Here is a 13,748-nt window from a genome sequence, read left to right as displayed (position 1 = left end):
AGTAAACCCATTGGCGATCATTCAGAGGTCAAGATGTCGACAACAATCGCAAAACAGCTTACCGAACGTTTCTACCGCTATCTCTCCGTGACGTCACAAAGTGACGCCAGCGTGAACACCTTACCGAGCACGCCGGGCCAGCATGACATGGCGCGGTTACTGGCTGAAGAGCTGCATCAGCTCGGTTTAGAAAACATTCAGATTGATGAATATGCGACCGTCACCGCGGTCAAACCCGGCACTAAAACCGGCGGGCCGCGCATAGGTTTTATCACTCACATTGATACCGTCGATGTGGGCCTGAGCGCGGATATTCATCCGCAAACGCTGCGCTTCACCGGCGATGACCTGTGCCTGAACAAAGAAAAAGATATCTGGCTGCGCCCTGCTGAGCGCCCGGAAATCCTGGCGTATCAGGGTGAAGAAATCATCTTCAGCGACGGTACCAGTGTGCTGGGCGCAGATAATAAAGCCGCCGTGACGGTGGTCATGACCATGCTGGAGAATCTGAACGCGTCGCAGGAGTATGGCGATATCGTGGTAGCGTTTGTGCCTGATGAAGAAATCGGGCTGCGCGGTGCGAAAGCGCTGGATCTCGCCCGCTTTGACGTGGATTTTGCGTACACCATTGACTGCTGTGAACTGGGTGAAGTGGTGTATGAAAACTTCAACGCGGCAGCCGTGGAAATCGACTTTACCGGTGTGACGGCGCATCCGATGTCAGCCAAGGGTGTGCTGGTCAATCCGTTACTGATGGCGCAGGATTTCATCAGTCACTTTGACCGTGCAGAAACGCCGGAAAATACCGAAGGCCGCGAAGGCTACGTCTGGTTCAACGGCATGAGCGCTTCCCAGCAGGGTGCGCGGCTCCATGCCTCCATCCGTGATTTCGACAGCGCCAGTTTTGCGGCCCGTAAGCAGAAAATTCAGGATGTCGCGAAAGCGATCGCAGCTCAGTATCCGACGGCGAAAGTCTCGGTGGATATCAGCGATACCTACAGCAATATCAGCAGCGCGATCGGGGAAGACCGCCGGGCGATCGATCTGATTTTTGCCGGGCTGAAAGAGATCGGCGTTGAACCGAAAGTGATCCCGATGCGCGGCGGCACTGACGGCGCAGCGCTGTCAGCCAAAGGTTTGCTGACACCGAACTACTTCACCGGCGCACATAATTTCCATTCGAAGTTTGAGTTCCTGCCGGTGAATTCGTTTGTGAAATCCTACGAACTGACCGTACAGCTGTGCCTGCTGGCAGCGAAAGGGTAACCCTGTCATCCAGCGTTCCCCTCATGAGAGGGGAACGCTGCGTAACGATATTACTTCAGCGCACCTGACAGAAACTGTTGCAGACGGGCACTTTTCGGGCTGCCGAACACGTCGGCAGGGTTGCCCTGCTCTTCAATCACGCCCTGATGCAGAAAAATCACATGGCTGGACACGTGGCGGGCAAACTCCATTTCATGCGTGACGACCACCATGGTTTTCCCCTCTTCCGCCAGTTTCTGCATGATGCGCAGCACTTCACCGACCAGCTCAGGGTCGAGCGCCGAAGTAGGCTCATCAAACAACAGCACTTCGGGTTCCATTGCCAGTGCACGGGCGATAGAGACACGCTGTTGCTGACCACCGGACAAGTTCACCGGGTATTTACCCTGCGCACGTGCATCGATGCCGACTTTATCGAGGTATTTCACCGCACGCTCGCGCGCTTCGGCTTTGCTCAGCCCCAGCACCTGTACCGGCGCTTCCATGACGTTTTCAAGCACCGTCATGTGGCTCCACAGATTGAAGTGCTGGAACACCATCGTCAGTTTGGTACGCAGCAGTTGCAGCTGTTTTTTGTCGAACACTTTCAGTTGCCCGTCGGTGTCGCGCACCATGCGGATATCCTGATTGCTGACGCTGATTGACCCTTCGCTCGGCTTCTCCAGGAAGTTAATGCAGCGCAAAAATGTACTTTTCCCTGAACCTGATGAACCAATAATACTGATCACATCTCCCGCATTGGCGGAGAGCGACACGCCTTTGAGCACCTCATGGTCGCCGTAGCGTTTGTGGAGATCGAGAACGGCTAATTTGTTTTCTGACATAACGTTTCCCGCAATGGTGTCGATAGTTGGCTTTTTTAATGAGCGGACTGGGGCTTCACATGCGCCAGCCAGCGTTTTTCCGCCTTACGGAACAGACCAATCAGAACAAAAGAAACACAAAGATAAATCACCGCCGCGATCCCGAAGGCGTAAAACGGCTGATACGTCGCCGAGTTAATATCGCGGGCAATCTTCAGCACATCCGGCACGGTGGCGGTAAACGCCAGGGCGGTGGAGTGCAGCATCAGAATGACTTCGTTACTGTAAGCCGGCAGCGCCGTGCGTAACGCCGAAGGCAAAATAATGCAGGTATAGAGTTTAAAACGCGAAAATCCGTAGGCGTTCGCGGCTTCGATTTCACCGTGAGGCACTGACCGGATGGCACCGGCAAATATCTCGGTGGTGTACGCACAGGTGTTGAGCGTCAGCGCCAGGATCGTACAGTTCAGACCGCTGCGAAAGAACGCATTCAGAAAGTCCGTGCCACGCACGATCTCCAGGCTGTACATTCCGGAGTAGAACACCAGCAGTTGCACATACAGCGGCGTGCCGCGAAAAATGTAGGTGTATAACCAGATCGGATAGCGGATTAATTTATTAGACGACACGCGCCCGACGGCCATGGGCACCGCCAGCAATCCGCCGATCACCACGGAACTGATCAGTAACCAAAGGGTGATCGCCAGCCCGGTGAAACGGTAGCCATCGCTGTACAGCAGCGACCAGCCATATTGTTGGAGGATTTCGATCATAGCTCAGCCCTCTTCACACCCAGCGAATAACGGCGTTCAAGCCATAACAGCACGCCGTTCGACAGCGTGGTAAAGATCAGATACACCACACCCGCCACAATCGCAAAATAGAACGGCTGATAGGTGCCCTTTCCTGCCAGCTGCGTGGCTTTCACCACATCATTCAGGCCGAGCAGTGACACCAGCGCGGTGGCTTTTAAAATCACCTGCCAGTTGTTACCGATACCAGGCAACGCGAAACGCATCATGGCCGGGAAGAGGATACGGCGGAAAATTTGTGAGCCGGTGAAACCATAAGCGGTGGCCGCTTCAATCTGCCCGCGGGGAACGGCCATAAACGCGCCGCGAAATGTCTCGGTGAAATACGCACCATAGATAAAACCGAGCGTGATGATACCGGCGCTCATCGGGTCGATATCAATTTGCGTCATCCCGAGAGATTCGGTGACGCTGTTGAGTGCAATCTGCAAGCCGTAAAAAATCAATAACATCAACACCAGATCAGGTACGCCGCGGATAAGCGTGGTGTAACACCCAAAGAAACCAGAAATAACCCGGCTTTTTGACAGCTTCCCACCCGCCCCGATAAGCCCTATCACCAGCGCTAAAACAACTGACGAAATCGCCAGTTCCAGTGTCACCAACGTGCCCTGGATGATTACCTGGGAATACCCATACAGCATGGTTTTTTCCTGTCTGAAAGGATCCCGGCGCGGCCAGAAAACGGCGCGCGTCAGAACCTCAGGGAGCAGCGCACCGCCCCCTGTGGCACATCACACAGCGCGCAATTAGCCGCCGTATACGTCAAAGTCGAAGTATTTCTTCGCCAGCTTGTCGTAAGTACCGTCTTTACGCATGCTGTCAAACGCCTTATTCAGCGCGGCTTTCAGATCCGTATCGGTCTTACGCAGACCCATGCCGGTACCCACGCCGAAGAATTTATCGTCTTTAACAGACGGACCCGCGAACGCGTATTCTTTACCTGCAGACTGTTTCAGGAAGCCTTCGCTGCCCGCCACTTCGTCCTGGAACGCAGCATCAAGACGGCCTGAAGCCAGATCCGCATAAATCAGATCCTGATTCTGGTAAGCCACAACGTTGATGCCTTTTGGCTGCCACATGGCGTTGGCATAGGCTTCCTGAGTGGAACCCTGCAATACACCGACGTTTTTGCCTTTCAGCGCGTCCAGTTCAGGCAGAACTTTGGAGCCTTTAGGCGCGATCAGACGGGCGTTGGCAGCGTACAATTTCTCAGTGAAATCAATTTCCTGCTGGCGTTTTTCAGTGATGGACAATGAGGAAATGATCGCATCAATTTTTTTGGCTTTCAGGGAAGGGATCAGTGCGTCGAAATCACTTTCGACATACGTGCATTTAATTGCAGCGCGTTTACACATTTCATTTGCGAGATCGATATCAAAACCTACCAGCTTGCCGCTGGAATCCTTTGATTCAAATGGGGCATACGTCGGATCAGTACCGATATTAATTGCTTTAGGTGCGGCAGCGAACGCACTACCTGCGCTGGCTAAGACCAAAACCAGCGGAAGAACCTTGAACAACTTTTTCATACATTAGCCTCAGTGATTATTCATCTGTTGTGGTTGCGTGTGCGTGAATGAACGTCTTTTTATAGTTTGCTGAACGATGCAAATGGCTTTTTTGCCAGATTCTCTCATGCACGTTTCGTGCCGTTTCTTAGCGAGGGCAATTTCCCCGTTAAGAGAGTGAAAACCGGTCAAAAAATCATCAGGAATATGAAAGTATTCAGAGGTCTGAGGAAAGGATAGCGTAAGCGCTCGTTAACAATGCACCAGAATGAATCAAATTGTGATCAGCGTTGGTGCATTGTTAGTGAAATGCTAGAAATAAGTGCGTAGAGGGGGGAGAAAACTCAGTGGCTGCCCTGCCATCGAACAAACAGGTCTTCCGGCAACTCAATATCGAACTGATCGATGACGCGGTTAACGGTCTGATCGATGATATCTTCCACCGACGCCGGGCGATGATAGAACGCCGGAACTGGCGGCATGATGATGGCTCCGAGCTCAGCGGCCTGAGTCATCAGGCGCAGGTGGCCAAGATGCAGCGGCGTTTCGCGGACACAGAGCACCAGACGGCGGCTTTCTTTAAGCACCACGTCTGCCGCGCGGGTCAGTAATCCATCGGTATAGCTGTTAACAATGCCGGACAAGGTTTTGATCGAACAGGGTAAAATCACCATTCCGGCGGTTTTAAAAGATCCGGAAGAAATACTGGCGGCGATATCGCGGGAATCATGAACCACATCGGCCATGGCCTGCACGTCGCGCAGCGTCAGATCGGTTTCCAGAGTCAGCGTCTGCCGTGCGGCATTACTCATCACCAGATGGGTTTCGACATCCGGTACGCTTTTTAACACCTGCAACAACCGGACACCGTAAATTGCGCCGCTGGCGCCTGAAATACCGACAATAAGTCGTTTCATGAACACTGCCTTAGAAGAATGAACCCGGACGGTGCTAATACTGACATACATTCAGGCATAAAAAAACGCGCCCGACCTGTGTGTTCACAGGAGGGGCGCGCTTTGTATCATGCCAGCAACGCGCTTATCAGCCTTCGTTGTGCATCTCGAGGTTTTCAGCTTCCTGCTGACCACGTAACGCCTGAGCGTCGTCGTTGCGCAGGGCTTCGAGGTATTCCAGGTAATTCTGGTCAACGTCTTTCGTGACGTAAATACCATCGAATACTGAACACTCAAATTTCTCGATATCGCTGTTGTCTTCTTTCACTGCGGCGATCAAATCGCTCAGGTCCTGGAAGATCAAGGCATCGGCACCGATGATTTGGTTGATTTCGCTGACTTCACGGCCATGCGCAATCAGTTCGTTGGCACTTGGCATATCGATGCCGTAGACGTTCGGGAAACGAATTTCCGGTGCCGCTGAAGCCAGATACACACGTCTTGCCCCCGCTTCACGTGCCATCTCAACGATTTGCTGAGACGTGGTGCCGCGCACGATGGAATCATCCACCAGCAACACGTTCTTATCACGAAACTCCGCGCGGTTAGCATTGAGTTTGCGACGCACAGATTTACGGCGTTCCTGCTGACCCGGCATGATAAATGTACGGCCAACATAACGGTTTTTCACAAAACCCTGACGGTACGGTTTATCAAGGATGCGCGCGATTTCCAGCGCGATATCACATGAGGTTTCCGGGATAGGGATCACCACGTCGATATCCAGATCTTCCCATTCACGGGCAATTTTCGCGCCCAGCTTTTCACCCATACGAACACGGGCGCTGTAGACGGAAATTTTGTCGATAAACGAGTCAGGACGTGCGAAATACACGTACTCGAACAGGCACGGATTGTACTGCGGATTCTCAGCACACATGCGGGTGAACAGCTGGCCTTTTTCGGTGATGTACACCGCTTCGCCCGGCGCCACATCACGCAGGAACTCAAAGCCCAGTGTATCTAACGCCACGCTCTCAGACGCCACCATGTACTCATTGCGGCCATCTTCCAGCGTACGTTTGCCGATCACCAGCGGGCGGATGCCGTGCGGGTCACGGAAGGCCAACATGCCGTGGCCGATGATCATCGCCACGCAGGCATAAGCACCACGGATTTTCAGGTTCACCGCCGACACGGCAGCGAAAATGTTGTCAGCTTCGAGCGGATAATGCTGGAAACGATCCAGCTCGCTGGCCAGGATATTCAGCAGGACTTCAGAATCAGAAGTCGTGTTGACATGGCGACGCTGGCCTTCGAACAGATTGCTTCTCAGTTCATGGGCATTGGTCAGGTTACCGTTATGGGCCAGGGTGATGCCGAACGGAGAGTTGACGTAAAAAGGTTGAGCTTCTGAAGCGCTGGAACTGCCAGCCGTTGGGTAGCGAACATGGCCGATGCCCATGTTGCCTTGCAAGCGTTGCATATGGCGGGCTTCGAAAACATCCTTCACCAGGCCATTCGCTTTCCGTAAACGGAAGTTATTATTGGCATCAATGGTGACGATGCCTGCGGCATCCTGCCCACGGTGTTGTAACACCGTTAACGCGTCATAAATCGACTGGTTTACCGGCATGAAACCGGCGATACCGACAATACCGCACATGTTGTCTTTTCCTCTTCAGCGCTGCCAAAACTAAAGATGTTTTGGCAAGAAACTCGACGTGCTCTGCAGGTAGTCAAAGAACCACCTGATGATATAACTGAACTGTGGGATCAACTGGGATTGCTTCCAGTCTTCACTTTGTGAGAAGCCGGTAAAAGTATCCAGGAAGAACAGCATCGCGGAGACAATCAACACCCCGCGCAGCGCGCCGAAGCACACACCTAACACCCTGTCTGTGCCGGACAATCCGGTTCTTTCCACCAGCGAACCAATCACATAGTTGACAATTGCACCTACGATCAACGTCGCGATGAACAAGATGGCAATTGCGATCCCGTTTCGAACTAACTCATCTTCGAAACGCGTGAAGTAGATGGCGAGGTAAGGGTAATAATGACTGGCAACGAAGAAGGCGCAAGCCCAGGTTACCAGTGATAAAGCCTCACGAACAAAGCCACGAATCAAACTGACTAATGCAGAAAATCCGATAACCGCAATGATGACGTAATCAATCCAGACCATTAACTATTCCAGTGTCTAATCCAGTCACGTCTACCCCGGCATCCAAATCGCTGCGAATTCTAACAGAAAAAGAAAACGTTTGCGTAGGGGAAATCTGCCGGTCAGACAAATTAATAATAGCGATTAAAAAAACCTCAATCGCAGCATAACCCTATAAAAACCCAACCTGAGGATCTTATAGAAAAAGGGCACAAATCGCTTGTGCCCTCCCTGGTATTTTTTATGTTTTATCAGTTCCCTCCCCGGCAAAGGGGAGGAGTCACGTCAGTGTGCAGAGTAAGCCCGGACCTGGCCGCCTAATCCGCTGAGCTGTTGCAACTGCGGCAACGAGGCTTCGAGCTTCTGCCTGGAGGCATCCGGCCCGACGTAGAGGCGCGTTATCTGCCCCTGTACCGGCGTTGACGGAACCGTGTAGGCACGGAAACCGGAGAGTCGCAGATTCGCCACGATCTCATTGGCTTTGGCCGCATTTTTCAACGCCCCCAGCTGCACAACATACGACTGCCCCGCTGGTGCTTTTTCTTCCTGCGCCGGCTTCGGCTGTTCTGCGGCTTTCGGTTGCTCTGCCGGTTTAGGCTGTTCAACCGGTTTCTGTTTGACGACAGGCGGTGCTTCGACCATCGGTTTAGGTTCGATCGTCTTAGGCTTCTGAACCACTGGCTTTTGCTCAACCGGTTTCTGCTTCGCAGGTTCGGTACGCGTAGTTTGCACCGTTTTTTTCTGCTCTGGCAGCGTCGTTGCCGGTGGCGTTTCTACCGTGGTATTCCCCGGTGCCACCGCGCCACGATTGGCAGCCGTGGTGTTGGTCGCGGAATTGTCAGATTCCGGTGCGCCATGCATCGACTGATCTGCGCCTTCAGGCACCTGAGCAGGCAGCGACTGCGTCACCGGCGGTACCGAATCCTGCTCCTCGACATCACCCGCTTTTGGCACCAATGGGATCGACGCAAATTCGTCTTCGTAATGTTTTTTCTTGCCGTCGAGTAATCCGGGCAAAATGATGACGCCCAGCGCCACCAGAATGACCGTACCGACCAGGCGATTTTGAAACTTACTTGCCACTGGTTTTCCCCGTATCTAAAGCATCCATTACGTGAGCGACGGTATGAAACGAACCGCAGACGATCACAATATCCTGAGGAGCCGCCTCCTGCATGGCCTGCTTCCAGGCTGACTCCACATCCGTAAACTGACGCGCCGCGGGCAGATGCGCCGTCAGTTCTTCAGCGCTGGCACCGCGCGGGCCTTCAAGCGGCGCGCAATACCATTCATCCACCTGCGGGGACAGACACGCCAGCGTACCGGCAATATCTTTATCTGACAACATGCCGACAACGGCCCGTACTTTCCCGCCATGGCGTGGCTGTTCAGCCAAACGCCCGGCCAGATAGGCAGCAGCGTGAGGGTTATGCGCCACGTCGAGGATCAGGCGCGGTGATTCGCTCACGGTCTGGAATCGTCCCGGCAGCGCCGCACGCGTCAGGCCACTGTGCAACGCCTCAGCCGGGATCTCCAGCGGCGAATAATGCAGGGCTGCCAGTGCCGTCGCAGCATTGGCTAAGGGAACGTTTGGCAACGGCAGAGCCTCCAGAACGGTGGTTTCCGCCCCTTCCTGCAACGCCGCCCAGCGCCAGCTGTCAGAACCGGCGGTAAAATGCCACTGGCTGTCACGACGGCAGAGATCGGCATTTTTTTCCTGCGCCACATCCGCAATCGACTGCGGCATATCCGGCTCACCGACCACCGCCGGTTTACCCGAACGGAAAATACCGGCCTTTTCGCGGCCAATGCTTTCGCGGTCTGACCCCAGCCAGTCCGTGTGATCCAGCGCGATGCTGGTCACCACGGCAACCGTGGCATCAACAATATTGGTGGCATCCAGACGACCGCCCAGCCCGACTTCGAGGATCACCACATCCAGCTTAGCCTGCTTAAACAGCTGCAAAGCAGATAAAGTGCCGTACTCGAAATAGGTCAGTGAGATATCGCCGCGCCCGGCTTCCAGCTGCGCGAAAGAGGCGCAGTGTGCCGCTTCGGGTAACTCGTCGCCCTGAATACGCACGCGCTCGGTGTATCGCACCAGATGAGGAGAACTGTAAACACCGACACGGTAACCCGCCGCCATCAGAATCGATTCCAGCGTGGCGCAGGTGGTGCCTTTGCCATTGGTACCGGCCACGGTAAAGACCAGCGGCGCAGGTGTCAGTAAATCGAGTTTGGTGGCGACTGCGCTGACGCGGCTAAGGCCGAGTTCAATCGCCTGAGAATGGAGATGTTCGAGATAATAAAGCCACGTGGCCAAAGGCGACGTGGCTTGAGGGATAAGTTGATTTTGCATGAGCCCCGTTCAACCTGCATTAGGTTCACTTCGACACTACATCACCAGACTGTGACAGCAGGCAATGCCCTCTTTTTCAGATACTGCTGAAAGAGTAAAAGCACGGCCTGCCAGTCCTGAGCGATAACAGCTTGACGGCGACAGCTTGGGCGGCACAACGATGAGTGGCCGCCCTGAACAACTGACCGGCTTTTACTCTGATCGATCAGGCATCCTGATGATTGTCAGCGGCAGAACCGTTGACCGCAGCCGGCACCTCAGCCACACGTGGCTCAGGTTGTCCGGTGAGCTTCGCCAGAACGCTGCCCAACTTGGCACGCAGATCCGGGCGACGGACGATCATATCGATCGCGCCTTTCTCAATCAGGAATTCACTGCGCTGGAAACCAGCAGGCAGTTTTTCACGTACGGTCTGCTCGATAACGCGCGGGCCGGCAAAACCAATCAGGGCTTTTGGCTCAGCCACGTTGATATCACCCAGCATCGCCAGGCTGGCAGAAACGCCGCCCATGGTCGGGTCAGTCAGCACAGAAATGTACGGCAAGCCGCGTTCCTGCAATTTCGCCAACGCCGCACTGGTTTTCGCCATCTGCATCAGCGACATCAGCGCTTCCTGCATACGTGCGCCGCCACTGGCTGAGAAACACACCAGCGGGCAGTTATCTTCCATGGCCTGTTCAACGGCACGGACGAAACGAGCCCCGACCACTGACGCCATGGAACCGCCCATGAACGCAAACTCGAACGACGCCACTACGATCGGCATACCAAACAGCGTGCCTTTCATAACAACCATCGCGTCTTTTTCGTTGGTTTCTTTTTGTGCAGCAACCAGACGATCTTTGTATTTTTTGGAATCTTTAAACTTCAGAACATCTTTAGGCTCAAGCTCGCTACCTAATTCAACCTCACTGCCCTCGTCCATGAAAGTGGACAGACGCATACGCGCAGACATACGCATATGGTGGTCGCACTTAGGGCAAACCATGAGGTTGCGCTCGAGCTCGGCGCGGTAAAGTACCTGTCCGCAGCTGTCACATTTAGTCCAGACGCCCTCAGGAATGCTTGCCTTACGGGTTTGCGAGTCAGTGCTCTTACTAAGAATTCGTTCAATCCAGCTCATCGATAACCTTTCTGTTTGAACCCGGCCAAAGCCAGTCCGCTGTTCATGCAGTAACAAGTCCCCTGAAACCTACCCAAAAATGTCTGTGTCGGGCGTGATAAAAAACCTCACACGCCGCATCACAGAAGGGTTGTTCGCAGGAACAGACCATAAATTGTCGCTCATTAAACCATAACAGCCAGAGACTGTGGATAAAAAACTGGTGAGTCTGCGGGTTTAATGACCGTCAATATCCTGTTAATTGATAAAAATTGTCACGGGATCACCCCTGATGACGTTTCTCTTTCGCCGCTGCGCGTTTGTGCCGCCAGATTTCAATCACACCCGGCAGGATGGAAACCACAATGATGCCGACGATCAGTAATTTCAGATTTTCCTGAACAATTGGCAAGGTCCCGAAAAAATAACCAGCATAGGTAAACAGCAGCACCCAAACTAACGCACCAATAACGTTATACGCAGCGAAATGACGATAAGACATATGCCCCATGCCCGCGACAAACGGCGCAAATGTCCGGACGATCGGCACGAAGCGCGCCAGAATAATCGTTTTGCCGCCATGTTTCTCGTAAAACTTATGCGTCTTGTCCAAATAACTGCGACGGAAAATCTTCGAATCCGGGTTACTGAACAGACGCTCACCGAACACCCGCCCGATCGTATAGTTCACCGCATCGCCCAGGATGGCGGCAATGACCATTAGTAATGCCATCAGATGGACGTTAAGATCATTACCCGGCAATACAGCCAGAGATCCTGCCACAAATAACAAGGAATCGCCCGGCAGGAAAGGTGTCACCACCAGGCCGGTTTCACAGAACAGGATCAGGAACAAAATCCCGTACACCCAGGCGCCATACTGCGCGACCAGCTCCGCTAAATGCACATCAATATGTAGAATAAAATCGATCACAAACTGAATGAAACCCATTTGATTTCCGTCCTTTTTTACACCATCAATGGTTCTTAATCTTCTAAGAACAGCGGCCCCATATTGACCTGGGGTAATGCAAATTTCTCGGGGTAATCCACAGAAACCAGATACAAGCCTTCGGCTTTTCCGGTCGCCGCGGCCAGATTGCGATCTTTCGCCGCCAGCAGCTCTGCCATCCAGCTCACCGGCTGATTCCCCGCACCAATTTCCACCAGACTGCCGACAATATTGCGCACCATATGATGCACAAACGCGTTCGCCTTGATGTCCACCACGACATAATTACCGTGGCGTGTGACATTCAGGTGCAACATGTAGCGCCACGGCGTACGTGACTGACACTGCGACGCGCGAAACGACGTGAAGTCGTTCTCACCCAGCAACGCCTGACCGGCGAGCTGCATTTTTTCCACGTCGAGCGGCATGTGAACGTGCGTCACACCGGTGTGCAAAATCGCCGAACGGTAGCGATGATTGTAGATAACGTAACGATAACGGCGGGCAGTGGCGCTGAAACGGGCGTGAAAATCTTCCCCGACGTTGGCACACCAGCGTACCGCAATGTCTTTCGGCAGGTGCGTGTTCACGCCCATTGTCCAGGCCGCATCGTTACGCATCACCGGCGTATCGAAATGGACCACCTGACCGGTGGCGCTGACGCCCGCATCGGTGCGCCCTGCGCAAAACACCACAATCGGCGAATCGGCCACACGGCTCAGTGATTTCTCCAGACATTCCTGAACGCTGGCGGCTCCCTGCTGACGCTGCCAGCCGAAATAAGCGCTGCCGTTGTACTCAATACCTAACGCAATGCGCCCCACTACCGGGGCCGCACTGACGTCAGAAATAACCTCGTCGGACATAATCAGTACCAGTACTCATTGATCAGTTTTTCTGCGGTTTCCACCGCCATCAGGGCACCGCCGAAACGCACGTTATCCGCCACTGACCAGAATTGCAGTAATTCAGGCACGCCATAGTCATTACGCAGACAGCCAATGCTCAGATTGGCATTGCCGGACGCATCACTGACCTGGGTCGGGAAATCGTCTTCATCGCTCAGGGAAATATCGTCGATACGTTCAAGTTCCGCGCGCGCTTCGTCTGCAGAGAGCGGGCGCAAACCTTCCAGATGCACTACCTGCGCGTGACCGTAAAACACCGGCGATTGCACGCAGCTGACAGAAATAGGTAAACCGTCGTCCTGCAAGACCTTACGCACCTGATCCACCAGACGACGTTCCTGCAACACGCTGCCCTCTGCATCACTCACCAGCGGCAACAGGTTAAACGCCAGTTGCTTACTGAAGATGCCTTCCTCTGCCGGAATACCGTTCAGCAGGCGCGCACTTTGCCCGGCTAAGTCATCCACCGCAGCCTTACCCAGCGCAGACACGGAGAGCAGTGACGTCACATGCAGACGCGACAAACCGGCCTGTTCAGTCAGCGGTTTGATGGCGGTCAGCAACTGACTGGTCAGGCTGTCAGCCACGGCCACGATATTACGGTTACGGTAATGGGACAGCGCGTCCGGGTTCACGCCCGGCACCACCAGAGGAATGTCGTTTTCCAGCGAGAACAGGCCGCTGCTGTCGATAACCAGACATCCCTGATTCGCCGCTTCTTCAGCGTACAGTGCCGAGGCTTCGCTGCCCGCGACAAAAAACGCCAGCTGAACCTGCGACCAGTCGAATTCAGACGCCAGCTGCACGCGCAGGCTTTTGCCATTGAAACGCACGGTCTGACCGGCGCTGCGCTCACTGGCCAGCGGGAAGAGCTCACCAACCGGGAACTGACGTTCAGCCAATAATTCCAGTAACGCATCACCGACTGCGCCCGTTGCGCCAAGCAGCGCAATATTCCAGCCATCAGACATG

General features: G+C 54.0%; 14 protein-coding genes. 1 reads left to right on the top strand and 13 read right to left on the bottom strand.

Annotated elements, in window-relative coordinates:
- Positions 1–33 precede the first annotated feature (33 nt).
- The gene (pepT, locus tag ED901_RS24690; RefSeq protein WP_122097533.1) at positions 34–1,266 is read left to right on the top strand and encodes a peptidase T; all 1,233 of its coding nucleotides are present in this window, start codon (positions 34–36) and stop codon (positions 1,264–1,266) included.
- Between the two features lie 50 nt (positions 1,267–1,316).
- On the opposite strand, the gene hisP is transcribed toward pepT, so the two are convergent.
- From hisP to ED901_RS24625, 13 genes are all read right to left on the bottom strand, one after another.
- Complete coding sequence (gene hisP / locus ED901_RS24685; RefSeq protein ID WP_056782185.1) at positions 1,317–2,090, bottom strand: histidine ABC transporter ATP-binding protein HisP; 774 nt, start codon at positions 2,088–2,090, stop codon at positions 1,317–1,319.
- A gap of 35 nt (positions 2,091–2,125) precedes the next feature.
- The gene (locus tag ED901_RS24680; RefSeq protein ID WP_056782183.1) at positions 2,126–2,842 is read right to left on the bottom strand and encodes an ABC transporter permease; all 717 of its coding nucleotides are present in this window, start codon (positions 2,840–2,842) and stop codon (positions 2,126–2,128) included.
- Positions 2,839–3,525 carry a histidine ABC transporter permease HisQ gene (locus ED901_RS24675; RefSeq protein WP_122097532.1) on the bottom strand — a complete coding sequence of 229 codons (687 nt, stop codon included), beginning with the start codon at positions 3,523–3,525 and terminating at the stop codon, positions 2,839–2,841. Before ED901_RS24675 ends, ED901_RS24680 begins: the two co-directional genes overlap by 4 nt.
- Positions 3,526–3,630: 105 nt before the next feature.
- On the bottom strand, positions 3,631–4,413 hold the full coding sequence (gene argT / locus ED901_RS24670) for a lysine/arginine/ornithine ABC transporter substrate-binding protein ArgT (RefSeq protein WP_056782177.1): 783 nt from the start codon (positions 4,411–4,413) through the stop codon (positions 3,631–3,633).
- A 323-nt stretch (positions 4,414–4,736) separates the two neighbouring features.
- Positions 4,737–5,309: a UbiX family flavin prenyltransferase gene (locus tag ED901_RS24665; RefSeq protein ID WP_122097531.1), complete on the bottom strand. Its 573-nt coding sequence runs from the start codon at positions 5,307–5,309 to the stop codon at positions 4,737–4,739.
- A gap of 127 nt (positions 5,310–5,436) precedes the next feature.
- Entirely contained in the window at positions 5,437–6,954 is a 1,518-nt protein-coding gene (gene purF, locus ED901_RS24660) for an amidophosphoribosyltransferase (RefSeq protein WP_056782171.1), read from the bottom strand.
- Between the two features lie 30 nt (positions 6,955–6,984).
- Positions 6,985–7,476, bottom strand: a complete 492-nt coding sequence (cvpA, locus tag ED901_RS24655; RefSeq protein ID WP_034791821.1) for a colicin V production protein — start codon at positions 7,474–7,476, stop codon at positions 6,985–6,987.
- A 264-nt stretch (positions 7,477–7,740) separates the two neighbouring features.
- Positions 7,741–8,538, bottom strand: a complete 798-nt coding sequence (gene dedD, locus ED901_RS24650) for a cell division protein DedD (RefSeq protein WP_122097530.1) — start codon at positions 8,536–8,538, stop codon at positions 7,741–7,743.
- Positions 8,528–9,814 (bottom strand): bifunctional tetrahydrofolate synthase/dihydrofolate synthase, encoded by a 1,287-nt coding sequence (gene folC / locus ED901_RS24645; RefSeq protein ID WP_122097529.1) that lies wholly within the window; start codon positions 9,812–9,814, stop codon positions 8,528–8,530. The genes dedD and folC overlap by 11 nt, the downstream gene beginning before the upstream one ends.
- Before the next feature lie 205 nt (positions 9,815–10,019).
- Entirely contained in the window at positions 10,020–10,937 is a 918-nt protein-coding gene (accD, locus tag ED901_RS24640; protein WP_056782162.1) for an acetyl-CoA carboxylase, carboxyltransferase subunit beta, read from the bottom strand.
- 262 nt (positions 10,938–11,199) lie between these two features.
- Positions 11,200–11,868: a DedA family protein gene (locus ED901_RS24635; protein ID WP_122097528.1), complete on the bottom strand. Its 669-nt coding sequence runs from the start codon at positions 11,866–11,868 to the stop codon at positions 11,200–11,202.
- 35 nt (positions 11,869–11,903) lie between these two features.
- The gene (gene truA, locus ED901_RS24630) at positions 11,904–12,734 is read right to left on the bottom strand and encodes a tRNA pseudouridine(38-40) synthase TruA (protein ID WP_122097527.1); all 831 of its coding nucleotides are present in this window, start codon (positions 12,732–12,734) and stop codon (positions 11,904–11,906) included.
- Between the two features lie 2 nt (positions 12,735–12,736).
- Positions 12,737–13,747, bottom strand: coding sequence for an aspartate-semialdehyde dehydrogenase (locus tag ED901_RS24625; RefSeq protein WP_056782155.1), 1,011 nt, complete (start codon positions 13,745–13,747; stop codon positions 12,737–12,739).
- Position 13,748 lies beyond the last annotated feature (1 nt).

This window comes from Rahnella sp. Larv3_ips, assembly GCF_003697865.1.
Classification (GTDB): Bacteria; Pseudomonadota; Gammaproteobacteria; order Enterobacterales; family Enterobacteriaceae; genus Rahnella; species Rahnella rivi.
This window is presented reverse-complemented; position numbering and strand designations above follow the sequence as displayed.